This window comes from Burkholderia stagnalis (assembly GCF_902830275.1).
GTDB lineage: Bacteria > Pseudomonadota > Gammaproteobacteria > Burkholderiales > Burkholderiaceae > Burkholderia > Burkholderia stagnalis.
Genome location: NZ_CADESW010000003.1, coordinates 110,768 through 133,174 on the forward strand (window position 1 = coordinate 110,768; position 22,407 = coordinate 133,174).

General features: G+C 69.3%; 18 protein-coding genes. 11 read left to right on the forward strand and 7 right to left on the reverse strand.

Annotation, left to right across the window (positions count from 1 at the left end; all coding sequences use genetic code 11):
- Positions 1 to 14 precede the first annotated feature (14 nt).
- Together HWY45_RS07555 and HWY45_RS07560 are read right to left on the reverse strand one after the other, a co-directional pair.
- On the reverse strand, positions 15 to 4,367 hold the full coding sequence (locus HWY45_RS07555; protein ID WP_230946788.1) for a TOMM system kinase/cyclase fusion protein: 4,353 nt from the start codon (positions 4,365 to 4,367) through the stop codon (positions 15 to 17).
- Positions 4,364 to 5,371: an FHA domain-containing protein gene (locus HWY45_RS07560; protein WP_059879421.1), complete on the reverse strand. Its 1,008-nt coding sequence runs from the start codon at positions 5,369 to 5,371 to the stop codon at positions 4,364 to 4,366. The genes HWY45_RS07555 and HWY45_RS07560 overlap by 4 nt, the downstream gene beginning before the upstream one ends.
- Before the next feature lie 566 nt (positions 5,372 to 5,937).
- On the opposite strand from HWY45_RS07560, the gene HWY45_RS07565 reads away from it, so the two are divergent.
- From HWY45_RS07565 to HWY45_RS07575, 3 genes are all read left to right on the forward strand, one after another.
- Positions 5,938 to 6,306, forward strand: coding sequence for an ArsR/SmtB family transcription factor (locus tag HWY45_RS07565; RefSeq protein WP_059879418.1), 369 nt, complete (start codon positions 5,938 to 5,940; stop codon positions 6,304 to 6,306).
- A complete protein-coding gene (locus HWY45_RS07570) occupies positions 6,278 to 6,763 on the forward strand; it encodes an SRPBCC family protein (protein WP_059879415.1) in 486 nt (161 codons plus the stop codon). The genes HWY45_RS07565 and HWY45_RS07570 overlap by 29 nt, the downstream gene beginning before the upstream one ends.
- Before the next feature lie 149 nt (positions 6,764 to 6,912).
- Positions 6,913 to 7,551 carry a 2-hydroxychromene-2-carboxylate isomerase gene (locus tag HWY45_RS07575; protein WP_059879597.1) on the forward strand — a complete coding sequence of 213 codons (639 nt, stop codon included), beginning with the start codon at positions 6,913 to 6,915 and terminating at the stop codon, positions 7,549 to 7,551.
- 369 nt (positions 7,552 to 7,920) lie between these two features.
- On the opposite strand, the gene HWY45_RS07580 is transcribed toward HWY45_RS07575, so the two are convergent.
- Entirely contained in the window at positions 7,921 to 8,811 is an 891-nt protein-coding gene (locus HWY45_RS07580; protein WP_230944929.1) for a LysR family transcriptional regulator, read from the reverse strand.
- Between the two features lie 193 nt (positions 8,812 to 9,004).
- On the opposite strand from HWY45_RS07580, the gene HWY45_RS07585 reads away from it, so the two are divergent.
- Together HWY45_RS07585 and HWY45_RS07590 are read left to right on the forward strand one after the other, a co-directional pair.
- Positions 9,005 to 10,228: an MFS transporter gene (locus HWY45_RS07585; RefSeq protein WP_059801285.1), complete on the forward strand. Its 1,224-nt coding sequence runs from the start codon at positions 9,005 to 9,007 to the stop codon at positions 10,226 to 10,228.
- 455 nt (positions 10,229 to 10,683) lie between these two features.
- The gene (locus HWY45_RS07590; protein WP_059879409.1) at positions 10,684 to 11,376 is read left to right on the forward strand and encodes a phosphatase PAP2 family protein; all 693 of its coding nucleotides are present in this window, start codon (positions 10,684 to 10,686) and stop codon (positions 11,374 to 11,376) included.
- Between the two features lie 93 nt (positions 11,377 to 11,469).
- Here HWY45_RS07590 and HWY45_RS07595 read toward each other — a convergent pair whose 3' ends face one another.
- The 3 genes from HWY45_RS07595 to HWY45_RS07605 all read right to left on the reverse strand — a co-directional run bounded on the left by HWY45_RS07595 (position 11,470) and on the right by HWY45_RS07605 (position 14,143).
- Entirely contained in the window at positions 11,470 to 12,129 is a 660-nt protein-coding gene (locus tag HWY45_RS07595) for a glutathione S-transferase family protein (protein ID WP_059879406.1), read from the reverse strand.
- A 147-nt stretch (positions 12,130 to 12,276) separates the two neighbouring features.
- Positions 12,277 to 13,347 (reverse strand): rhodanese-like domain-containing protein, encoded by a 1,071-nt coding sequence (locus tag HWY45_RS07600; protein ID WP_059801281.1) that lies wholly within the window; start codon positions 13,345 to 13,347, stop codon positions 12,277 to 12,279.
- A 142-nt stretch (positions 13,348 to 13,489) separates the two neighbouring features.
- Positions 13,490 to 14,143, reverse strand: a complete 654-nt coding sequence (locus tag HWY45_RS07605; protein ID WP_059801392.1) for a peroxiredoxin — start codon at positions 14,141 to 14,143, stop codon at positions 13,490 to 13,492.
- Positions 14,144 to 14,524: 381 nt separating this feature from the next.
- On the opposite strand from HWY45_RS07605, the gene HWY45_RS07610 reads away from it, so the two are divergent.
- From HWY45_RS07610 to HWY45_RS07630, 5 genes are all read left to right on the forward strand, one after another.
- The gene (locus HWY45_RS07610; protein ID WP_059879403.1) at positions 14,525 to 14,737 is read left to right on the forward strand and encodes a DUF1059 domain-containing protein; all 213 of its coding nucleotides are present in this window, start codon (positions 14,525 to 14,527) and stop codon (positions 14,735 to 14,737) included.
- 567 nt (positions 14,738 to 15,304) lie between these two features.
- Positions 15,305 to 15,592 (forward strand): hypothetical protein, encoded by a 288-nt coding sequence (locus HWY45_RS07615; RefSeq protein ID WP_230942221.1) that lies wholly within the window; start codon positions 15,305 to 15,307, stop codon positions 15,590 to 15,592.
- Between the two features lie 76 nt (positions 15,593 to 15,668).
- Positions 15,669 to 17,801: an Agd3-related carbohydrate deacetylase gene (locus HWY45_RS07620; RefSeq protein ID WP_230942220.1), complete on the forward strand. Its 2,133-nt coding sequence runs from the start codon at positions 15,669 to 15,671 to the stop codon at positions 17,799 to 17,801.
- A 246-nt stretch (positions 17,802 to 18,047) separates the two neighbouring features.
- Positions 18,048 to 18,485, forward strand: coding sequence for a GFA family protein (locus HWY45_RS07625; protein WP_059879397.1), 438 nt, complete (start codon positions 18,048 to 18,050; stop codon positions 18,483 to 18,485).
- A gap of 24 nt (positions 18,486 to 18,509) precedes the next feature.
- The gene (locus HWY45_RS07630) at positions 18,510 to 19,418 is read left to right on the forward strand and encodes an HTH-type transcriptional regulator ArgP (RefSeq protein ID WP_059801276.1); all 909 of its coding nucleotides are present in this window, start codon (positions 18,510 to 18,512) and stop codon (positions 19,416 to 19,418) included.
- A gap of 114 nt (positions 19,419 to 19,532) precedes the next feature.
- Here the strand turns inward: HWY45_RS07630 and ltaE are convergent, their stop codons facing one another.
- On the reverse strand, positions 19,533 to 20,546 hold the full coding sequence (gene ltaE / locus HWY45_RS07635) for a low-specificity L-threonine aldolase (RefSeq protein WP_059879394.1): 1,014 nt from the start codon (positions 20,544 to 20,546) through the stop codon (positions 19,533 to 19,535).
- A gap of 424 nt (positions 20,547 to 20,970) precedes the next feature.
- On the opposite strand from ltaE, the gene HWY45_RS07640 reads away from it, so the two are divergent.
- A complete protein-coding gene (locus tag HWY45_RS07640; protein WP_059879390.1) occupies positions 20,971 to 22,383 on the forward strand; it encodes a cytochrome ubiquinol oxidase subunit I in 1,413 nt (470 codons plus the stop codon).
- Positions 22,384 to 22,407: the final 24 nt, after the last annotated feature.

Here is a 22,407-nt window from a genome sequence, read left to right on the forward strand (position 1 = left end):
ATGAATGGAACCACTTACGACAACGCATGCAACATCGCTTCGGCGCGCGTGACGATGCCGGTCATGCCCGCCGCCGTTGCAATTCCGAATGCGCGCCGGCACGCGGCTCGCGCGGCCTCGCCGCCGCGTCGCGGATCGGCCTGGCGCACGTATTCGCACCGCTTCAGCAGCAGTTGGGCTTCGTAATACCGTTCGCCGGTCGACTCGCACCATGCGAGGCATTGCCCGATCTGCGCGAGCGCCGCGGCGAAATCGCCGCGCCCGGCATCCAGCTCGGCGAGCAGCGATGCGTAGTAGGTCAGGCCGAGCAGCCCGCCCGATTGCCGCTGCGCATCGAGGTGCGCGACGATGCCCGCGCGATCCCCTTGCGTCCACGCGTGAATGATCGCGGCGTAATGCTCGACCGCGCGCAGCCGGTGCGCATCCGACAGCCGCAGAATCGCCTCCGACGTGGCGGCGGCCGCGTCGCGGTCGCCGGCCAACTGGTGCATGCGCGCGAGGTACATCATCGTGACGCCGAGCGTCGGCAGATGATCGAGGCAGGTCGCGCAGTGCACGGCCTCGTGCGCGATCGCGAGCGACGCCCGCGGATCGTCGTCGATGCACCAGCGCACGCTCGCGAGCGACGCCATCGTCCACGCGCGCGTATCGAGCCCGAGGATGCGCCGATGGCCCGCGTCGCGCCGCACGTCGTAGCCGGCCAGCACGGCTTCGAACGCCACCCGCGCGCGCGCATAGTGGCCGTCGACCCACAGGCTCATGCCGCGCATCGCGTCCGCCGCGACCTGCACGCCGGCATCGCCGCGCTCGGCGGCGAGCGCGTCGAGCCGCGTGCAGATCCCGCGCACGGTGGGGCGATCGCCGGCGACGTGGTAGCAGGTCGACAGCGTCCAGAGCGCGCTGATCGCAAGCTCCTGGTCGTCGAGCGTCTGCACTTGCCGCAGGAGCTGCTCCGCATGCTCGCGCACCTGCGGATCGGCCCAGCCGAAGCGCGCCATCGTCGCGTGCGTCAGCGTGGCGCGGATGCGCGCGCTGTCGTGCTCGCGTTGTGCATAGTCGGCGTTGGCGAGCCAGTCGAACACGGCCTGCCCGTAGCGGATCGCATCGTCGTACCGGGAACGTTCGAGTGCGCGGCGCGCGGCGTCGATGCCGTGGCCGATCGCGTCGGCGAAAGCGCCCGCGCGCGCGAAGTGCCCGGCAACGCCGAACGCATGCGCACCGCCCCCGCGATCGGCTTCCACGGCCAGCGCACGGCCGACGCGCGCATGGTTGCCGCGCCGCACGGCGGGCGGCATCGATTCATAAGCCGCGTCGCGAATCAACGCGTGGCGGAACGAATAAAACACGCGATCGCGCCGGTGCTGCGCATACACGATCCGCTCTTCGAGCAGGAGCCGCAGATGCGCGTCGAGCGTGGCCCGATCGTGCGGCGACGCGTCGGCCAGCAGTTGCGCATCCACCTCGAGCCCGATGGTCGCGGCGAGCTGCGCGGTATCGCGCGCGCCGTCGATCCGGTCGAACGCGAGGCCGAGCATGCCGCCGAGGCTGACCGGAAGCGGATAAGGGTCCGTTGCGCGCGGCCCCGCCGGCGAACCGTCCGCGCCCGTTGCCGCGCCGCTCGTGACGAGCTCGCGCGCGACGGCCTCGATGAACAGCGGGATGCCTGCCGTGCGGTGCGCGAGCTGGCCGAGCCAGGCCGGATCGAGCGCCCGTTCGCCGAGAAACGCCGACACCAGGTGCTGCGCATCGTCGCGCGACAGGCGGCGCAGCGCGAGGCGCTCGGTCGCGCCGCGCCAGCGATCGAGCTTGTCGGGGCGCGACGTGAGCACGATGCCGATGGCCGCCGCGCGCGGCGAGCGCCGCAAGTACGCAAGAAAATCCTCCGTCGAGCGGTCGATCCACTGGACGTCGTCGACGACCAGCAACACCGGCGCGCCGTTGCCGAGCGACACGATCAGCTGCTCGAGGACGTCGAACAACGCGTGCTGTTCGCGCGCGCTCGACCACAGGAACCCCTTCGCATCGCAAGGCAACCCGAGCCACGTCGCGAGCGCGACGCGGGCCGCCGCATGATCGCATTCGAGCGGCGCGATCATCGCGTCGATCGCCGCGAGCGCAAGGCCGGCCGGGCGATCGGCGTCGATGTGCCAATGCGCGCCGATGAACCGCAGGATCGGGAACAGCGCATGGTTCTCCCGCTCGGGCAGGCACCCGCAATGCGCGAACGCATGGCCCTGGGTGCGGACCGCCTCGCACAGCTCGTGCACGAGGCGCGACTTGCCGATGCCCGCCTCGCCGACGACGAGCCGCGGCATGCCGCGCGGCGCCCGCTCGCCGCGCGCGTCGCGACGATGGCGTGCAAGCACGTCCTGCCACGCGCGCAGCAGCGCATCGAGTTCGCGGGCGCGGCCCACCATCGGCGCGGTCATGCTGGCGTCGAGCGAATCGAACGGCGTATCGGCGCGGCGCTCGCCGAGCAGTTCGTGGACGGGCTGCGGCACGAGGCCCGCCCGCGCCAGCCGCAGCGAGGTCGGCCGAGTGTCGGCATGCCGTTCGAGCGCGAGCCGCGCATCGTCGCTGATCAGGATCTGCCCCGGCCCGGCAAGGCGCATCAGCCGCGACGCCGCGGCGGGCATCGACACGCCCGTCAGGTCCGACATGCGCGACGCGTGCGCGAGAACCTGCCCGACGTGAATCGCGGCGGCCACTTCGACGCGCCAGCCTTCGTCACGCGCGTGGCTGCCGGCAGCCGTCGGCGCCGGCAGCCGCGCCCGCTCCGCGACCCGCACCATGTCGAGCGCCGCGCGCGCCGCCCGGCGCGCGGGCCGGTCGATGTCGCCTTGCAGGCCAAAGTGGAACAGCAGCGTATCGCCGAGCCGGCCGCCGACCTGCGCGCCATAACCGACGGCGATGTCCGCGCACTTCGTCAGCCATTGCGCCTCGTAGCCGTCGAGCAGGTCGCCGTGATCGGTTCCGGCGTGCCGCTGCGTGCCCGCTCCGGCGAGCGTGACGGAACAGCACAGCGTGGTGATCTGCCGATACTCGCCAGCCGTTGCGGCCGTCGCGGCCATTCCAGCCATTCCAGCCATTTCGCCGCGCGGCGCGAACGGGTGCGGGCGCGCCGGCCGGCTGGCGCGGCTGGCATCGAACTGGCCGACCAGCGCGGCGAAGTTGAGCGCGCGAAACTGCGCCGCGAGCTCGTCGGCCGACGCGGCGCGCTGCGCCGGATTCTTGCTCAACGCGCGCCGCAGTACCGAGCCGAGCGGATGCGACGCGATCGACGGCGGCAGCGCGATATCCACCGGGCTCAGGTGCTGATAAAGAATGTCGGCCACGCTTGCGCCGTGCATCACGACATCGCCCGTCAGGCATTCGATCACGACCAGGCCCCACGCATACAGGTCGCTTCTGGGCGTCGGCGCCTCGTTGCGCAACTGCTCGGGCGCGCAATATTGCGGCGAGCCGAGCACTTCGGTGTCCTGCGTCGACGTCTGCCGTGCAAGGTCTTCCGTACCCGGCAGCAACTCGCCGATGCCGAAATCGAGCAGCTTCGCGTGCGGCTCGCCATCGGCCATCGCGATCATGATGTTCTGCGGCTTCAGATCCCGATGCACGATGCCGCGCCGATGCGCGGCCGCGAGCGCGTCGAGCACCTCCGTCATCAGCCGGCCCGTGTCGACGGCCGACAGCGGCCCCTGCGCCGCGAGCCAGTCGCGCAAGGTCCGGCCCTCCACGAACTCGAATACGGCGAACAGCCGCCCATCGGGTGCTTCGCCCTTGTCCAGCAAGGCCACGATGTTCGGGTGCCGCAGCGCTTCGCACAGATGCGTCTCATGCTGAAAGCGCGCACGCCGGCGCGCGCGTTCCGCCGTGGCCCGCGCGGCATCGTCCCGCATCAGCTTGATGGCGACGTCTCGCCCCGTGTCGCCGCAGGTGGCGCGAAACACCACGCCGTTGCCGCCTTCGCCGAGCAGCGGGCCGAGACGGTAGCGCCGCTTGCCGGCGAGCTCCGCGAACGGCGCGGCGGCGACGGCAGGCAGCGCGGCGGGCGGCACGACGGGCGGCGCGGCGGGCGGCGCGGCGGGCGGCGCGGCAGGCAGCGCGGCAGGCAGCGCGGCAGGCAGCGCAGCAGGCGGCGCGGCGGGCGGCGCGGCAGGCAGCGCAGCAGGCGGCGCGGCGGGCAGCGCGGCAGGCAGCGCGGCAGGCAGCGCGGCGGGCGGCGCGGCAGGCAGCGCGGCGGGCGGCGCAGCAGGCAGCGCGGCGGGCTGCACGGCAGGCAGCGCGGCGTGCAGCCGTGGTTCGGGCATCTGCGGCGCGACGGGCACGCGCAACGCGGTCGGCAACACGGCCGTTTCTCCCGCGTTCATGACGAGTACTGGACGACCGGGCCCGGCGCCCGACGATGCACGCCGCCGATACGCAGTTCGACGCGCGGCACCGACTGGCATTCGAGGTGCTCGCCGCGCATGACGCGGAACGGAAAATCGCCGAAGCGGACGCTGCCGCGCCGGCGTTCGACGAGCTGGCTCGCGTCGAGCCCCGGCAGGGCCGCGAACTGGGCCCGCGCGCGGTGGATCTGCACGTTGACGTGGGAGGCGTCGATGCCGAGCATGCGCGCCAGCCGGTCGAGCTCGACCCAGCCTTGCGTCGCGGCGTCGTAGCCGGCCTGCATGTCGGCGGAGCGCGCCCGGGCAAGCGTGACGAGGCTGTAGTGATGGGCGCGCTCGCCAAGATCGACCACGCCGCCGCGTATGTGCAGCAGCATGCGTACGTGCTCTTCGTTCTGGCTGACGCGGAATTCGAGCAGTTGCGCCGGCGCGGCGGGATCGGCGGGCGACGCGAGCATCATCGTCGAGCCGCTGCGCACGAGCGCCAGGCGCCAGGTGAGCTCGCCGGTCGACACTTCATCGCCGTCACGCAGCGTACGCGGCGGCAGCGTGTCGTCGCACAGCCATTCGCCGGCCGGCGACCGGACGATCGTGACCGGCCGCGCGGCGTGCGCGGGCAGGATCTGGCGCGGCGCGAGCACGATCGGATGCGCGGCGCCGCGGATCGGCCACAGCGTATCGGCCGGATCGTCGAGCGTGTCGACGCGCCACGGCGCGACGCCCGCCCGGCCGAACCGGATCACGTCGCCTCGTTGCAGCACCGCATGTTCGCCGTCGCGCAACGGCGTGCCCGATACCGTCGTGCCGTTGCTGCTGTGATCGTGCAGTTCCCACCGCCCGCCGATCCAGCGGATATGGGCATGGACGCGGGACACCGACGCATCCCGGATGACCGTGTCGCAGCGCGCGGGATCGCGGCCGAACACGTGATACGCGCGGAGCAGACACGCTTCTCCAGAAGAATCGTTCCTGAGTATCGCCATGGCCGCCCCGTTTCGGTTCCGCCCGGATCGCTCGAGTGACGCATCGACGCAGCCGGGCCAGCGATTGATTCACTGATCGCGAACAATGTCGCCTGTTCGCCGCCTCGTTACCTGTTTTCGTCAGCTATCTGTTGAATCGTTGCCCATCCGGCGCGCCATTTCAGCCAATTGAATGGTTCACCGTTTTGTTGTTTTTAAACCGTGCAACTTGATGAAAATCCTGCCAAATAAACTCATGCATCGCAACCGGAATGCGCAATCCGAAACCGGATATTGCAATGCTTTACATTTGCAGACGATTTTCCGGTGATAAATAAAGGGTCGAAGAATCTTCTCCAGGCACGACGCTGGACAGCCGCCCGCAGCCACGCTGACTGGCAATAATGACAGGCCGGATATGAGAAACAATTTCCGCCAAAGTAATCCGTCATACACGCGCAAATTGAATTAAATAATTTCGGCAATTCATATAATCATCGCCGTCATTTTGGCGGCCGGCATTACCTCGCTCATTGCGGCATACCGAAACCTGGCGATCCGCCCGTCCGCGACCTATATTTAGCCGCATGGCTAACTTTAACCCCGGCATCAGCGACGTATTCCATGCGCTGTCCGACCCGACGCGCTGCGCGATCGTCAGCGCGCTCGGCCGCGGCGAGCAGACCGTCTCCGTGCTGGCGGCGCCGTTCGCGATGGCGCTGCCGTCCTTCATGAAGCACGTCGCGGTGCTCGAGCGCAGCGGCCTCGTCCGGACCCGCAAGACCGGGCGCGCGCGCACCTGCGCGCTGGTCGGCGGCCGGCTGTCGGAAGCGGAGCAGTGGCTCGCCGCGCAGCGCGCGACGTGGGAAGCCCGGTCCGACCGCATGGTCGAATTCGTCGAACGCCGTCATGCAGAGGAGCACGTCGATGTCAGCCCACCCCGCCGAACCCGCTGAAGCCAGCGACCTCGTCATTTCCCGCGTGCTGCGCGCACCGCGCGGCGCGTTGTGGCTGGCGTGGACCGCCCCCGAACTGCTGAAGCAATGGTGGTGCCCGAAGCCGTGGACCACCGAAGTGCGCGCGTTCGAGCTGCGGCCCGGCGGCGCGTTCCACACGTTCATGCGCGGCCCCGAAGGCGGCACCAGCGACAACCCGGGCTGCTTCCTCGAGATTGCGCCCGAGTCGCGCATCGTGTTCACGTCGATGCTCACCGGCGGCTGGCGGCCGCACACGCCGTGGCTCGGGTTCACGGCCGTGATCACGATGCGCGACGATGACGCAGGCTGCCGCTACGAAGCCCGCGTGATGCATCCGGACGTCGCGACGCGCGAGCGCCACGAACAACTCGGCTTCTTCGACGGCTGGAATACCTGCATCACGCAGCTCGACGAGCTGGCCGGCACGCTCGACTGACCGCGCACGCACGCCCGGGGCGCGACGCCGGGCGTCGCGATGCGCCGCACGACTGGTGCTGCGCAAAACGCGCACGCATGCGACACTGCCCCGCATTCGCGCCGCCATGGGCGGCGCCTGCCCCGGACATGCACCAGAGGACCCTCGCGATGAGCACCGCGACCGCCGCCACGTGGTATTTCGATTTCGTTTCGCCGTTTGCCTACCTGCAGCAGGAACAGTTCGACGCGCTGCCGCCGACGCTCGCGCTCGAACCGCGCCCGGTCGTACTCGGCGCGCTGCTCGCGCACTGGGGACAAAAGGCGCCGGCCGAGATCGCGGCCAAGCGCGTGTTCATCTATCGCCACGCGCAGTACCGCGCCGACAAGCTCGGCATCCCGTTCCGGATGCCGCCCGCGCATCCGTTCAATCCGATCCGGCCGCTGCGCCTCGCGATCGCGATGGGCGGCTCGCTCGACGTGATCCGGCGCATCTTCCGGCACATCTGGCGCGACGGGCACGACGTCGCGTCGCCGGAAGGCTTCGCCGCGCTGTGCGACGCGGTCGGCTTTCCGGACGGCGTGAACGCCGTCGATGCGCCGGCCGTGAAGGACACGCTGCGCGCGTATACCGACCAGGCGATCGCGCACGGCGTGTTCGGCGTGCCGACGTTCGAATGGAGCGGCGAGCTGTTCTGGGGCGAGGATGCGACCGCGATGTTCGTCGACTGCGTCGCCTCGCGCGCGTGGCTCGACTCGCCCGAAGTGCAGCGCATCAGCGCGCTGCCGGAAGGCATCTGGCGCGGCTGATCCCGCCGGCCGGGCGGTCGACGGTTGCCCGTTGCCCGTTGCCCGTTGCCCGTTGCCCGTTGCTGGTCGCCGGTCGCCGGTCGCCGGTCGCCGGTCGCCGGTCGCCGATTGCCGGTTGCCGGTCGCCGGTCGCCGGTCGCCGGTCGCCGATTGCCGGTTGCCGGTTGCCGGTCGCCGGTCGCCGGTCGCCGGTCGCCGGTCGCCGGTCGCCGGTTGCCGGTTGCCGGTTGCCGGTTGCCGGTTGCCGGTTGCCGGTTGCCGGTTGCCGGTTGCCGGTTGCCGGTCGCCGGTCGCCGGTTGCCGGTTGCCGGTCGCCGGTCGCCGGTCGCCGGTCGCCGGTCGCCGATTGCCGGTCGCCACGCGCCGGCGTCAGAGCGCATGCCCGTCGACCAGCCCCGGCACCGCCTCCCGCATCATCGCGATGAACCGCACGAGCCGCGACGGATAGAACTGCGCGTGCGGATAGGTCAGGTAGACCGGCAGCGGCGCGGCCTCCCACTGCGGCGCGAGATGGACGAGACGCCCTTGCGCCAGCGCGTCCGCGAGCATCCACGACGAGCCGACGCAGGCGCCGACGCCCAGCAGCGCCGCGCTGCGCAGCGCATACAGGTTCGCGGTGCTGATGCGCGGGCGAATCGCGATGCGGCGCGTCTCGCCGGTCACCGCATGGCGCAGCGCCAGCTCGTTGCGGTAATACGTGCGCAGCGACAGCCACGGCAACGCGGCCAGCGCGTCGGGCTCGGCGGGCACCGGCGCACCGTTCAGCACCGACGGCGCGGCCACCACGAAGCGCGGCACCTTCGACAGCCGGATCGCGACCACGCCGGGATCGGTCGGCTCGCCGACCTGGATCGCGCAATCGATGCCGCTGCCGATGAAATCCCGCACCTCGTCCTGCAGCAGCCATTCGACCGACACGCGCGGATAGTCGGCGAGAAAGCGCGCGAGCGGCCCGACGAAACGCTCCTGCCCGAATGCGTGCGGCACCGCCACCCGCAGCAGCCCTTCGGGCTCCTCCTGCGCGCCGCGCAGGTCGGCTTCGAACGCCGCCCAGCTCGCCAGCAGCTCCTTCGCGCGCTTGAAGCAGCGCTCGCCGTCGACGGTGAGCCGCATCGTGTGCGTCGTCCGCTGCAGCAGCCGCACGCCGAGCGAGCGCTCGAGCGCCTGCAGCCGGCGGCTGATCGTCGGCTGGGTCGTGTTCAACTGCGCGGCCGCCGCGGACAGGCTGCCCGATTCGACTATGCGCACGAAGGTTTCCATCAGCTCGAAACGATACCCGGCGCCCTCCACCGGATCGGTGCGATGGCGCTCAAGGCCTTGAGCAGTGGTATTTTCTGGGCTTTTTTCGTTCATACGTCCAGCGTATAACAAATCTGCACGGCACGGTACTACCGTCGCATCCAGCCTGTCGGCACACTCGCGTCCATCTCCTCACCTGACGAAGGACCCGATCATGTCCACCCCGACGAACCTCGATACCGCGGCCCGCCCGCCGCTTACCCCGCACCACGCCGCACCGCTCGGCCGCGGACTCGTGCTGCTGCTCGCCGCGGCGGCCGGCCTCGCGGTCGCCCCGCTCTACTACAGCCAGCCGATGCTCGGCGTGCTCGGCCCGGATCTCGGCGCGGGCGCCCGCGCGGTCGGCTTCGTGCCGACGCTCACGCAGCTCGGCTACGCGCTCGGCATCCTGCTGCTCGCGCCGCTCGGCGACCGCTTCGACCGCCGCCGCGTGATCCTGATCAAGGCCGCCGCGCTGGTCGGCGCGCTGCTGCTCGCCGCCGCCGCGCCGTCGATCGGCCTGCTGCTGGCCGCGAGCTTCGCGATCGGCCTGTCCGCGACGATGGCGCAGGACGTCGTGCCGGCCGCGGCGACGCTCGCGCACGACGCGCATCGCGGCCGGATGGTCGGCACGGTGATGACGGGCCTGCTGATGGGCATCCTGCTGTCGCGGGTGGTCGCCGGCTTCATCGCCGAGAACGTCGGCTGGCGCGCGATGTTCGTGATCGCCGCCGCGAGCGTCGCCGCGATCGGCGCCGTCGCCGCGCGCGGCCTGCCGCGCTTCGAACCGACCACGCGCCTGTCGTATCGCGCGCTGATCGGCTCGCTCGGCGAACTGTGGCGCCGTCATCCGGCGCTGCGGCGCGCGGCGCTCGCGCAAGGCGTGCTGTCGGTCGGCTTCAGCGCTTTCTGGTCGACGCTCGCGCTGATGCTGCATGGCGCGCCGTTCCATCTCGGCAGCGCCGCCGCCGGCGCGTTCGGCCTCGCCGGTGCAGCCGGCGCGCTCGCCGCGCCGATCGCGGGCCGTCTCGCCGACCGTCATGGGCCGGAATGGGTCACGCGGCTCGGTATCGGCATCGCGACGCTGTCGTTCGCGGCGATGGCATTCGCGCCGCTGCTGTCGACGCATGCGCAGCTCGGCCTGCTCGCGGCGGGCACGATCGGCTTCGACCTCGGCGTGCAGGCGACGCTGATCGCGCACCAGTCGATCGTGTACCGGATCGATCCGGCGTCGCGCAGCCGCCTGAATGCAGTGCTGTTCGTCGGCATGTTCATCGGCATGGCGGCCGGCGCCGCGATCGGCAGCCAGCTGCTCGCGCAACTGGGCTGGACCGCGGTGCTCGGGCTCGCCGTCACGACGTCGCTCGCCGCGCTCGCCGTGCGGATCTGGCGGCGCTGATCGGTCGACGCACGACGCGTCGATAAAATGCACCCGGACGGGCAAGCGCCTCGCGCTTGCCCGTCTTTTCTTTTCATTTTCGATCGGCGCAAGCGCAAACACGAGCGCGCGCGCCGCCCGCCAGGTTCACGCGCCCCGCTTGCCGCATGCGTTCATCCGATGCAATGCGCAGACCAATTGATCCGATTGTCCAGTTCACCCAAATATTTTTGGCATTTCCACGGCTGCGGGAGCGTCACACACCGCCTTATCCGCGAACACCACGCCGGACGGCCCGCACGCATCCGGCCCCATGTCGCGCGACCCGTTTTATCAGGGGATTCCCGGTATTTTTTCCCATTTTCTTTGAAATTCCGGGTGGACATACTTGCCCCCCGTTGCGCTGCAGCCCGAGCGCGCCTTGAGTCCCGCCGGCCGCCATGTCATGCGCTGCACGTCCGCCGGGGCCGCAGACCATGAACGACTTCGACACCACGATCCAGCTCCACCTCACCCAGATCACGCTCAGCCCGCTGCTGAACCATGCGATCCGCGTCATCGCGGGCCTGTATACGTTCAAGGGCTTCGTGCTCGTTCCGATACTGTGCTGGCTCTGGTTCCAGCCCGGCCCGCATCGCGAACGGCAGCGCGAGATGATCGTCGCGACCGTCGCGAGCGGCCTGCTCGCGCTCGCCACGGGCCGGCTGCTCGCGAAGACCCTGCCGTTCCGCCTGCGCCCGATCTACAACCCGGATCTGCACCTGCACTTTCCGTCGGCGGAATTGCGCGAGGCGACCCTGCGGACCTGGAGTTCGTTTCCGAGCGACCACGCGATGCTGTGGATGGCGGTCGCGACCGGCATCTTCCTGATGTCGCGCCGCCTCGGCGTGCTCGCGCTGCTGTACACGGCCGTGTTCATCTGCCTGCCGCGCGCGTATCTCGGCTTTCACTATCCGACCGACCTGCTCGGCGGCGCCGCAATCGGCATCGCGATCACCTGGCTGATGACGCGCGATGCGATCCGCACGCGCTTCGCGCCGGCCGTGATGCACGGCATCCAGCGCTTTCCCGCGCCCGCCTATACGCTCGCGTTCCTGCTGTGCTTCGAGCTGATCACGCAGTTCGACGAACTGCTGACGCTCGCGCGCTCGGCATCGCACGCGCTGTGACCGGCATGCTGCCGCTGCTGCTGTCACGCCGAACCCGCGCGCGCTGCCGGGCGTGCGCGTCGGCATCCCGCCGCGCGGACGCCGGCCTGCCCGTCAATCGCGATCGGGCGCGCCGAGCGGAAAGAACGCGCGATACGGCCGCGCCTCGTCCACCGCGCGCGCAAACGACGGCCGCGCCAGCAGGCGCTGCCGGTACGCGATCACATGCGCGAACGACGGATCGATGCGATGGGTCCAGTCCGCATAGAACAGGAACGGCGCCGCGCCGCAATCGGCGAGGCTGAAGCGCGCGCCGGCCGCCCATTCGCGCGCCGCCATCCTGGCGTCGAGCCACGCATACGCGGTGTCGAGCATCGCGCGCGCATCGGCGACGCCGCGCGCGTCGCGTTCCGCCTGCGGACGCAGCGCGTCGAGCACGATCTTCTGCTGCGGCGTCGACACGTAGTTGTCGAAGAAGCGATCCATCATCCTGACCTCCAGCGCCGCGTGCGGATCGTCGGGCAGCAGCCGGACGGGCCCGGGATGGTTCAGCCCGAGATACTCGATGATGATCGTCGCCTCGATGATCGTGCGGCCCGCATCGACCAGCACCGGAAAGCGCTTCATCGGCCACAGCGCGGCGAGTTCCCGCATCGGCGCCGGGTCGTCGTGCTGCAACAGGCGATAGTCGAACGGCGTGCCGTTTTCGTACAGCGCGGTCAGCACCTTCTGGCAATACGACGAGAAAGGATGGGCATACAGGGTCGGCAGCATCGGCGCTCCTCTTCCGGGTAGGGTCATACCGGCCGCGCCTGCGCGCCGCGACATGCGGCGCACCTCGGCCGGTCAATACGACGACGAACGACACGGGCCGGAATCGACATCCGGCGATCAGGATTTCCGGCGCACGCGCCTGCCCGGCTACAGCCGCCCGTTCACGACCGTGCGCCCGTCGGCCCGCCAGCGCAGCATGCCGCCGCCGAGATTCGCGACCGCGTCGAAGCCCGCCTGACGCAGGATCACGGTCGCCTGCGCGGACCGTCCGCCGGCCCGGCACACGGTCACGATCGGCCGCTCGCGCGCGAGTTCGCCCGCGCGCGCGGCCAGTTCGCCGAGCGGGATCAGCGTCGCGTCCGGAATGTGCCCGAGCGGCCCGGTGAATTCGGCGCTCTCGCGCACGTCGACGACCTGCACCGCGTGCAGGTGATCCTCGAGCCATTGCGGATCGATTTCCCAGAAGCCCGCGAACGTATAGACGAGCGGCGCCCAGCCGGGCTCGGCCTGCTGCTCGGGCGCGCTCGCCGCGAAGCCGCACTGCAGGTTCGCCGGCACCGCGACGTCGATCTGGCGCGGGTGCGGCAGCCCGAGGTTCGTCATGTAGCCGGCGAAATCGTCCTCGCTGAGATCGCCGCCGAGGCGCGGGTTGAAGCGCCGCTCCTCGCCGACGCTCGTCACGGTCAGCCCGCGATAGTCGTGCGCCGGATACAGCAGGCACGCCTGCGGCAGCGTGAAGATCCGGCCGTGCACCGCGCGATACATCGCGCGCGGGTCGCCCTGCTGGAAATCGGTGCGCCCGGTGCCGCGGATCAGCAGGCAGTCGCCGGTGAACGCCATCGATTCATCGTCGAGCACGAGGCTGATGCAGCCGTTGGTGTGGCCCGGCGTCGCGCGCACGGTCAGGTAGCGGCCGCCGAACGCGCACTGGTCGCCGTCGCGCAGATAGCGGTCCGCCCCTTGCGCGCCGCTCGCCGCGGAAAAGCCGATCGCGCTGCCGGTGCGCTGCTTCAGCAGCCACGCGCCCGTCACGTGGTCGGCGTGCACGTGCGTATCGATGGTCATGACCAGCCGCAGGTCGAGTTCGTCGAGCAGCGCCGCGTCGCGCCGCACCTGCTCGAACACCGGATCGATCAGCAGCGCTTCGCGCGATGCGCGATCGGCGAGCAGATACGTATAGGTAGACGATTGTGGATCGAAGAGTTGCCTGAAGATCATCACGATGCCGCTCCGCCGCCTGTCCATGCCCGGCGCGCGCCACGCGCCGCCTCGCCGCGCCGCCGCTCCTCGCCCGCGCGAATCGGCCGCCGCCTTGCCGGCCCGGCCGATTCGCGCCCCCGTCGTGCCGTCGCGCGCCGCGTCAGCGCGGCTGCGTGACGTACCGCAGGTACGGCTTCAGCGTCCTGAAGCCCTGCGGATACTTCTTCTTCGCATCGTCGTCCGACACCGACGTCGGAATGATGACATCGTCGCCCGGCCGCCAGTTCACCGGCGTCGCCACCGTGTGCTGCGCGTTCAGCTGCAGCGAATCGAGCAGGCGCATCACTTCGTCGAAATTGCGGCCCGCGCTCATCGGGTACACCAGCATCGCCTTGACCTTCTTGTCCGGCCCGATGATGAACACCGAGCGCACCGTCGCGTTGTCGACCGCGGTGCGCGGCCCGCCGCCCGCGTTCGGATGGATCATGTCGTACAGCTTCGCGACCACCAGGTTGTCGTCGCCGATCATCGGATAGTTGATCGCGTGCCCCTGTGTCTCCTCGATGTCCTTCACCCACCGCTGGTGATCGCTGACAGGGTCGACGGAGAGCCCGATGATCTTCGTATTGCGCTTGTCGAATTCCGGCTTGAGCCCGGCCATGTAGCCGAGTTCGGTCGTGCACACCGGCGTGAAGTCCTTCGGATGCGAGAACAGGATCGCCCAGTGGTCGCCGATCCACTCGTGAAAGCGAATCGTGCCCTCGGTCGTCTCCGCGGTGAAATCGGGGGCTTCTTCTCCTAGTCGAATCGACATTTCGTCCTCCATGACATGGAACCCTCATGACGCCCGCGCCGCGGTCGGCGCGGCCGCGCCCTGATTCGTCGAACGTGGGTGTGGCGATCGCCGCGAGGCCCGCCCCGTGGCCACGGGGCGGATCGGCGCGCCGGCGGGCGGGCACGCGGCCCGCGCGCGGCGCGCCGCGCAATCGTCCTGGCGCGGGACGCCGGCCGGCACGCGCCGTGTCCCGCGCGCTTATAGCGTAGGTCAAATTGCGCACGCCACGGGCGGCAGTTCGCCGCGGGCATGGCGCGCGGCGGGCGTGGGACGGCCGCATCGCACCGCCTATACTTTTTGCATCGACACCCCGGCGCGCGCCGCGCGTCCGGCCGTTTCCTTTCCTGTGAGGAGACCATCATGGCCCGCCGCTACATCGATTGCCGCGAGTTTCCCAGCGACATGAACTGTTCGGTCGCGATTTCGGCCGATTCCGACGGCGAACTGCTGGAGGCCGCGGTCCAGCATGCGGTCACGGTGCACCAGCACACCGACACGCCCGAATTGCGCACGCAACTGAAGGCGCTGTTCCGCGACGGCACGCCGCCCGCCGACGCGCCCCGCAGCGCGTGAGCAGGCATCCGCGCCGCGCCGGCCGACTGTCCGCCGCAGATCTCCCCTTTCCGCCTTCCGATCGCTCCCCGCCGCGCCGGCATCCCCCGCCGGCCGGCGACTGTCGCGCGCAATGCCGACGCGCACCGTCCCGAACCGATGCGCGCGCAACGATACGCCCCTGTAACGCGCACGTTCGCGCGCGGCCCGGCGCCGCTTGCCGCGCCCGCCGCATACGGCGCGTGAGCGATGCCACAGGCCCTCGCCTTCGCGCGTGGATCACGCGTGAAACGTTTTTTCCGCGTTGTGCCGCAGCAGCCGTCGCGAGAAATGAAATTCCCCAATTGAATCATCACGTTATCGCATTTGGCACGTTGCTCGCTTACCTCCTGGAACAGGTTCGCACGCAGGTGACGCCGGCATAAACACGCCGTCCCGGTCACGCTGGCTGCAACCGGGCGGCATCGCGTATGCCGCGTCAGAACAGGCCGCAGGCCTGCAAGGGAGATCCGTTTCGCCGAACCCGACGAATCCGGGGGCCGCTGCCGGCGCGATGCGCCGGGCAGGCCACCTGGCGGATGGTCGTTTTTGCAACGCGTCGAACAACGCGAGTCGTTTCAGGAGGAAGCCATGAAAGTGCGAGGAACCCATGGGTCGCTGCGCGTATGGAGCGCCGTGCTGACCGGTCTTTGTGCAGCCGTCGTCACAGTCGCCGCACTCGGTTCGCAGGCGGCCTTCGCCGGCCCGAAACGTCAAACGGGCCACGGCTCGCTGCCCTCCAAAGGGAACATACCGGCCAAGTTCGAGACGCTGCCGTCCGGCCCGCATCCGAGCGAAGTGAAGAACGCAGGCAAGTTCAAGCCGCAACAACTATAGGCATCACGCGGAAGTCATTGTCGGGGAAGGATTCAGTCATTTCGATTACCGATGCGTGAGGTTTGCCATGAGTGCAATGCGAACGTTATTCCGCTCCCCCGGGCCATTGGCGCGCGGGCTGGCCGCCGCCGGACTCTGTGCCGCGGCGCAGGTCGCGCAGGCCGTCCCGCTGGATGCGCTGATCGACCTGAAGGTGCTGGTGCTCGCCAGCCAGCAGGCCGGCAATACCCCTGAACTGCAGGCAACGCAGACGATCCTCGACCGCCTGGGCGTGCCGTACACCATCTACAGCTACGACACGAACAACCCGACGCTGCCGCCGCTCGAAACCGGCAACCATGCGATGTATCAAGGCATCATCATGCCGGTCAGCGACGCGCGCTACATGAACCCGTTCGGCGCGAACGCGCTGGCCACGACGCTCGCGCGCTACCAGTTCAAGTACAACGTGCGGCTCGCGAGCGTCTACACGTGGCCGGGCGACACGGGCTGCATGCAGTACGTCGGCTACCGCGATACGACCGCGTCGCCGCTCAACACGACGCTGACGACGACCGGCAAGACGCTGTTCCCGTACATGAACGCCGGCTCGACCACCGCCAATCCGCTGGTCGTGCAGAACGCGTGGACCTACTTCATGTCGCCGGCGAGCCCGCTGCCGGCCGGCACGACCACGACGACGCAGATCCAGGGCACGGCGTCGACCGGCGTCACCTATTCGGTCGCATCGACCTGCCTGTTCGGCAATACCACGCCGCTCGCGGGCGACAGCACGTCGCGCGAGATCATGGCGGTGTCGTTCGACAACAACCCGTTCCTGATGCACTCGCTGACGCTGTCGTACGGCATCGTCAACTGGGTCACGCGCGGGCTGTTCGTCGGCGTCCGGCACACGTACATGGATCCGCAATTCGACGACCTCGGCATTCCGGACGAAATCTATCCGTATGCGCAGTCCGACCTGACCGGCCTGTGGTACGACGTGCGGACCGGCAAGACGACCAACACGAGCCCTCCCGGCCAGTGCCCGCTCGGCAGCCCGCCCGGATCGGTCAACCCGAGCACCGGCACGACCGCATGCGAATACCGGATGGTCGGCACCGACTTCGACAACGCGATGAACTGGCAGGACACCGTCAACGCCAATACGGCGAACGCGGGCGCGCTGAAGTTCACGATGGCGTTCAACGGTTCGGGCTTCAGCACCGATTTCGGCGGTCTCGGCAACTACCCGGCCACCGGCACCGATACGCTGACCACCGAGACCAACGCGAACGAGTTCGAGTTCAAGTGGATCACGCACACGTACGACCATGCGCTGCTCGATCCGCCGTTCACGACGACGGCCGCGCAGGTCACGACCGAGTTGCAGAGCAACCACGCCGTCGCCCAGTCGTTCGGGTTCGAGAAGTACAACAAGACCGTCATCGTCACGCCGGAGATTTCCGGGCTGTACAACGCGACGACGCTCGGTGCGCTCCGGTCGTTCGGCGTGACGACACTCGTGTCCGATTCGTCGAAGCCGACGCCGCCGGTCGGCACGCCGAATTGCCCGACCAACAACAACGGCGTCATATGGCCGCTGCCGCCGTTCAACGCGGGCAAGTTCAACTGCGTGAACCAGAACATCTTCGAGATCCCGCGCTACGCGACCGCGCTGTTCTACAACGTGTCGCAGCCGGCGGAATGGGTGGCCGAGTACAACTACTTCTACGGCGCGAACGGCATCGACCCGACACGCTGGGGCTTCGACCTGAACTACACGCAGGTGCTGGACAAGGTGTCCGATACGCTGGTGAGCTACCTGCTCACGTACGACGTCCGGCCGCTGATGTTCCATCAGTCGAACCTGCGCAGTTACAGCGGGACGAGTTCGCTGGCGGGTGACCTGCTGAACGCGGTGCTCACGAAGTACAACAAGTTCTACAAGGGCCTGCCGATCCGCAGTCCGTACCTGTCCGACTCGGGCACGCTCGGCCGGCAGCGGCTGGTGTTCAACTCGTCGAACGTGGCGGCCACGCTGAAGCCCGGCGTGTCGATCACGCTCAGCGCGTCGCGCACCGACGGGCAGTCGGTCGTGGTGCCGATCACCGGCGTGACGTTCGGCACCGTGCATGAGACGTATGGCGGCCAGAGCAACTCCACGATCACGCTGCTTCCGGCCACCGCCTATACGACGTTGATTACGCCGGCACCGGTCTGGCAATAGCTTGCCGAAAGGCATGACCGCGTCACGGAGGCGCGAGTTGACGACGCCCGCCGCAAGGCGGGCGTTTTTTTGTCTGCGGATCGCGGATCGCGGGCTGGGGCTGGGGCTGGGGCTGGGGCTGGGCTGGGCTGGGCTGGGCTGGGCTGGGCTGGGGCTGGGCAGCGTCGTTGGGCCATGCGCGAATCTGTGAAACAATCGCGCTTCGCTTTCAGCCGGAATCCGGCGCCCCAGCCAAGGAGCCTGTCGATGATCACCTCGGGAAGCTGTCACTGCGGCAACCTTACTTTCGCGCTCGACTGGCGCGAGGCCGCGCCGCGCATCGCGGCGCGTTCCTGCACCTGTTCGTTTTGCCGCAAGCATGGCGGCACCTGGACGTCCTGCCCGTCCGGCGCGCTGGAAATCACCGTGAAGGACCCGGCGCGGGTCGGCACGTATGCGTTCGGCACGGGCACCGCGCAGTTCCACGTATGCGCGACGTGCGGCGTCGTGCCGGTCGTGACGAGCAAAGTGGACGGCCGGCTCTACGGGGTCGTCAACGTCAACGCATTCGACGGGGTCGACGCGTCGCTCATCGATCCGCCCACGGCGGGTTCGTTCGACGGAGAAAGCACGGATGAACGTCTCGCGCGCCGCAAGCGCAACTGGATACCGGATGTCGTGTTCCGCCACGTCTCGTCCGCGTGAACACCTGAACAGGACCCGGCCGACATGTCGATGACGATCGATCCGAAGCAGGCCGCCGCGCTGCTGGCCGTCGCCGACACCGGCAGCTTCGAGCAGGCCGCGGTGCGCCTGCATGTGACCGCGTCCGCCGTCACCCAGCGCGTGCGCGCGCTGGAAGCGAGCCTCGGCACGCCGCTCGTGCTGCGCACGCGGCCGTGCCGGCCGACCGTTGCGGGGCAGCGCGTGCTGCAGCACCTGCGCCGCGTCGCGCTGCTGCAGGCCGACCTGCAGAGCGCGCTCGCGGTCGAGCGCGAATCGCCGATCTCCGTCACGATCGCGCTCAATTCCGACAGCCTCGGCACCTGGTTCCTGCCCGCGCTGACGTCGGTGCTCGCCGGCGAACGCATCCTGTTCGAACTGATCGTCGAAGACCAGGATCACACGTTCGCGCTGCTCGAAAGCGGGATGGCGGTGGGCTGCGTGACGACCGAACCGAAGCCGATGCGCGGCTGCGTCGCGACGCCGCTCGGCATGATGCGCTACCGGCTGCTGGCCGCGTCGGCGTTCGCCGCGCGCTGGTTCCCGCGCGGGCTCAGCCGCGCCAGCGCGCGCCGTGCGCCGGTCGTCGCCTATTCGCGGCGCGACACGCTGCAGTCGTCGTTCCTGGAAGAGAAATTCGGGTTGCCCGTCGGCGCATACCCGTGCCACTACGTGCCCGGCACGCACGCGCATTTTGCCGCCGTGCAGCACGGGCTCGGCTACGCGATGGTGCCGGCGCCGCTGCTCGGCGACGCGCCGCTCGACGCGCAGGGCCTCGTCGATCTCGCGCCCGCGCACCCGACCGACGTCACGCTGTACTGGCACGCGTGGACGGTGCAGTCGCCGGCGATGGCGTCGCTGTCCGCGCGCGTCGTCGAGGCGGCGCGGCGGCTGCTCGCGCCGCTTGCGCGCTGAAGCCGCCGCTTTGCGCTTGCGCGCGCCGCGTTCCCGCCGCGTTCCCGCCGCGTTCCCGCCGCGTTCCCGCAGTGTTCCCGCAGTGTTCCCGCGTTGTTCTCCGTGGTGCTCCCGCTACGCGCGGCGCTGCGCGAAATACCCGCCGACCGCGCTGACGAACGTATCGATGTCGGCGCGCGACACATCGCAGTGCGTGACGAAACGCGATGCATAGAGCATCTGCGTGAGGATCCCGCGTTCCTTCAACCACGCCTCGAGCGACACGCAGTCAGCTTCCGGGAATTGCGCGAACACCATGTTCGTCGCATGCGACAGCACCTTCACCTCGTCGATGCGTGCCAGCCCTTCGGCCAGATGCGCGGCGTTCGCGTGATCGTCCGCGAGCCGTTCGACGTTGTGCTCGAGCGCATACAGGCACGCGGCGGCGAGAATCCCCGCCTGCCGCATCCCGCCGCCGAGCACCTTGCGCCAGCGGTGCGCGCGCTCGAGCAGCGGCCGGCTGCCGACCAGCACCGAACCGACCGGCGCGCCGAGCCCTTTCGAGAAGCAGATCGACACCGTGTCGAACGGCGCACACACGTCCGCGATCGTGCGGCGCGACGCGACCGCCGCATTGCACACGCGCGCGCCGTCGAGATGCGTGGCGAGCCCGCGGCCGCGCGCGACCGCGACGGCCTCCTCCGCGTAGCCCGTCGGCAGCACGCGGCCGCCGATCGTGTTCTCCAGCGCAAGCAGGCGCGTGCGCGCGAAATGGTTGTCGATCGGCTTGATCGCCGCGACGATCTTGTCGATCGGCAGCGAGCCGTCGAGCGCGTTCTCGATCGGCTGCGGCTGGATGCTGCCGAGCACCGCCGCGCCGCCGCCTTCGTACTTGTAGGTGTGCGCGAGCTGGCCGACGATGTATTCGTCGCCGCGCTCGCAATGCGCCATCAGCGCAGCCAGGTTGCTCTGCGTACCGCTCGGAAAGAACAGGCCGGCCTCCTTGCCGGCGCGCTCGGCGACTGCCGCCTGCAGGCGCAGCACGGTCGGGTCGTCGCCCCACACGTCGTCGCCGACTTCGGCGGCAGTCATGGCGGCAAGCATTGCGGGGCTCGGACGTGTAACGGTATCGCTGCGTAGATCGATCATCGCTGTTCCCTGAGTAAACGCGGGCCGGCACGGGCCCCGCCAAAGCAAGACCCAGAGTGTACGCAATTCACCGCGCGCACGCCGGCCCCGGCGGCGCGCGCATGCGTGACGGACGAATGTGCGGAAATGGACGGCCGGCCGGGACGATCGCGCGGCCCGCCGGCCGTTCCCGATGATGCGACGCGCCATATTGACGCAGGTGCGGCGGCCCGCCGCGCCCCGCGCGCCACGGCGCATTTCGCGATCTTGATACGAATCAACGATTTAACGCGACAGCGCCGCGCGGGGGCTGGACATCTGCGACGAGTTGGCGCATTTCGCGCCGCAACATCGCGTTCCATACTCCAGCCAACCCTGCCACCGTCATCGGCCAGGGTCCGCCGGCAGCCCCGCCGGCGGGTATCGACAGCTTCGGTCAACTGGTATGGATACCGCATTTTCGGCCCTCGATCTGGCCCGCCTGCAATTCGCGTTCACCGTCTCCTTTCACATCGTCTTCCCGGCGCTCAGCATCGGCCTCGCGAGCTTCATCGCCGTGCTCGAATACCGCTGGCTCAAGACGGGCAAGCAGTACTACAAAACCCTCTGCCTCTTCTGGTCGAAGATCTTCGCCGTCGCGTTCGGGATGGGCGTCGTCTCCGGCGTGGTGATGAGCTATCAGTTCGGCACCAACTGGTCCGGCTTCTCGAGCTTCGCCGGCTCGGTCACCGGGCCGCTGCTGATGTACGAGGTCATGACCGCCTTCTTCCTCGAAGCCGGCTTCCTCGGCATCATGCTGTTCGGCTGGAACCGCGTGAGCCCGCGTGCGCACTTCGGCGCGACGCTGATGGTCGCGATCGGCACGCTGATCTCGACCTTCTGGATCCTCGCGTCGAACAGCTGGATGCAGACGCCGCAGGGCTTCGAGATCGTCGACGGCCGCATCGTGCCGACCGACTGGTTCGCGATCGTCTTCAACCCGTCGTTCCCGTACCGCCTGCTGCACATGGCGATCGCCGCGTTCATCGTGGCCGCGCTGGTGGTCGCCGCGACCGGCGCATGGCACCTGCTGAAGGGCCGCCGCGACAAGGGCGTGAAGAAGATGTTCTCGATGGCGCTGTGGCTGCTGCTGGTGCTCGCGCCGGTGCAGGCGCTGATCGGCGACCAGCACGGCATCAACACGCTGAAGCACCAGCCGGCGAAGATCGCCGCGATCGAAGGGCTGTGGGAAACCGAGAAGGGCGGCACGCCGCTGAACCTGTTCGGCATCCCGGACATGGAAGCGGAGACGACCCGCTACGCGGTGAAGGTGCCGCACCTCGGCAGCCTGATCCTCACGCACAGCTGGGACGGCGAGATCCGCGGCCTGAAGGAATTCCCGCCGGAAGACCGGCCGAACTCGACGGTCGTGTTCTGGAGCTTCCGGATCATGGTCGGCCTCGGCATCGCGATGATCGGCCTCGCCGCGCTCGCGTGGCTGCTGCGCCGCCGCGGCCGCCTGTATGAATCGAAATGGTTCCAGCGCTTCGCGCTCGTGATGGGCCCGACCGGCTTCGTGTCGCTGCTCGCCGGCTGGGTGACGACCGAAGCGGGCCGCCAGCCGTGGGTCGTGTACGGCGTGATGCGCACCGCGCACGCGGTGTCGCCGCTCACCGCGCAGCAGGTCAGCATCTCGATGATGACGTTCGTGGTCGTGTACTTCCTCGTGTTCGGCACCGGCGTCTACTACATGCTCAAGCTGATGAAGGCCGGCCCCGCGCTGCCCGACGTCAAGCATGACGACACGCCCGACACGCGCCCCGACCACACCGCGCGCCGCCCGATGTCGGCCGTCGACGAGCTGATCGAGACCGTCTGAACGGCCCACCCCCTACGCATACGA

Coding starts and splice junctions, on each gene's coding strand:
- HWY45_RS07575 (WP_059879597.1), top strand. CDS start 6,913: ATGAGCACCGCGACCGCCGCCACGTGGTATTTCGATTTCGTTTCGCCG.
- HWY45_RS07605 (WP_059801392.1), bottom strand. CDS start 14,143: ATGTCGATTCGACTAGGAGAAGAAGCCCCCGATTTCACCGCGGAGACG.
- HWY45_RS07565 (WP_059879418.1), top strand. CDS start 5,938: ATGGCTAACTTTAACCCCGGCATCAGCGACGTATTCCATGCGCTGTCC.
- HWY45_RS07590 (WP_059879409.1), top strand. CDS start 10,684: ATGAACGACTTCGACACCACGATCCAGCTCCACCTCACCCAGATCACG.
- HWY45_RS07580 (WP_230944929.1), bottom strand. CDS start 8,811: ATGGAAACCTTCGTGCGCATAGTCGAATCGGGCAGCCTGTCCGCGGCG.
- HWY45_RS07600 (WP_059801281.1), bottom strand. CDS start 13,347: ATGATCTTCAGGCAACTCTTCGATCCACAATCGTCTACCTATACGTAT.
- HWY45_RS07610 (WP_059879403.1), top strand. CDS start 14,525: ATGGCCCGCCGCTACATCGATTGCCGCGAGTTTCCCAGCGACATGAAC.
- HWY45_RS07620 (WP_230942220.1), top strand. CDS start 15,669: ATGCGAACGTTATTCCGCTCCCCCGGGCCATTGGCGCGCGGGCTGGCC.
- HWY45_RS07555 (WP_230946788.1), bottom strand. CDS start 4,367: ATGAACGCGGGAGAAACGGCCGTGTTGCCGACCGCGTTGCGCGTGCCC.
- HWY45_RS07595 (WP_059879406.1), bottom strand. CDS start 12,129: ATGCTGCCGACCCTGTATGCCCATCCTTTCTCGTCGTATTGCCAGAAG.
- ltaE (WP_059879394.1), bottom strand. CDS start 20,546: ATGATCGATCTACGCAGCGATACCGTTACACGTCCGAGCCCCGCAATG.
- HWY45_RS07560 (WP_059879421.1), bottom strand. CDS start 5,371: ATGGCGATACTCAGGAACGATTCTTCTGGAGAAGCGTGTCTGCTCCGC.
- HWY45_RS07640 (WP_059879390.1), top strand. CDS start 20,971: ATGGATACCGCATTTTCGGCCCTCGATCTGGCCCGCCTGCAATTCGCG.
- HWY45_RS07630 (WP_059801276.1), top strand. CDS start 18,510: ATGTCGATGACGATCGATCCGAAGCAGGCCGCCGCGCTGCTGGCCGTC.
- HWY45_RS07585 (WP_059801285.1), top strand. CDS start 9,005: ATGTCCACCCCGACGAACCTCGATACCGCGGCCCGCCCGCCGCTTACC.
- HWY45_RS07570 (WP_059879415.1), top strand. CDS start 6,278: ATGTCAGCCCACCCCGCCGAACCCGCTGAAGCCAGCGACCTCGTCATT.
- HWY45_RS07625 (WP_059879397.1), top strand. CDS start 18,048: ATGATCACCTCGGGAAGCTGTCACTGCGGCAACCTTACTTTCGCGCTC.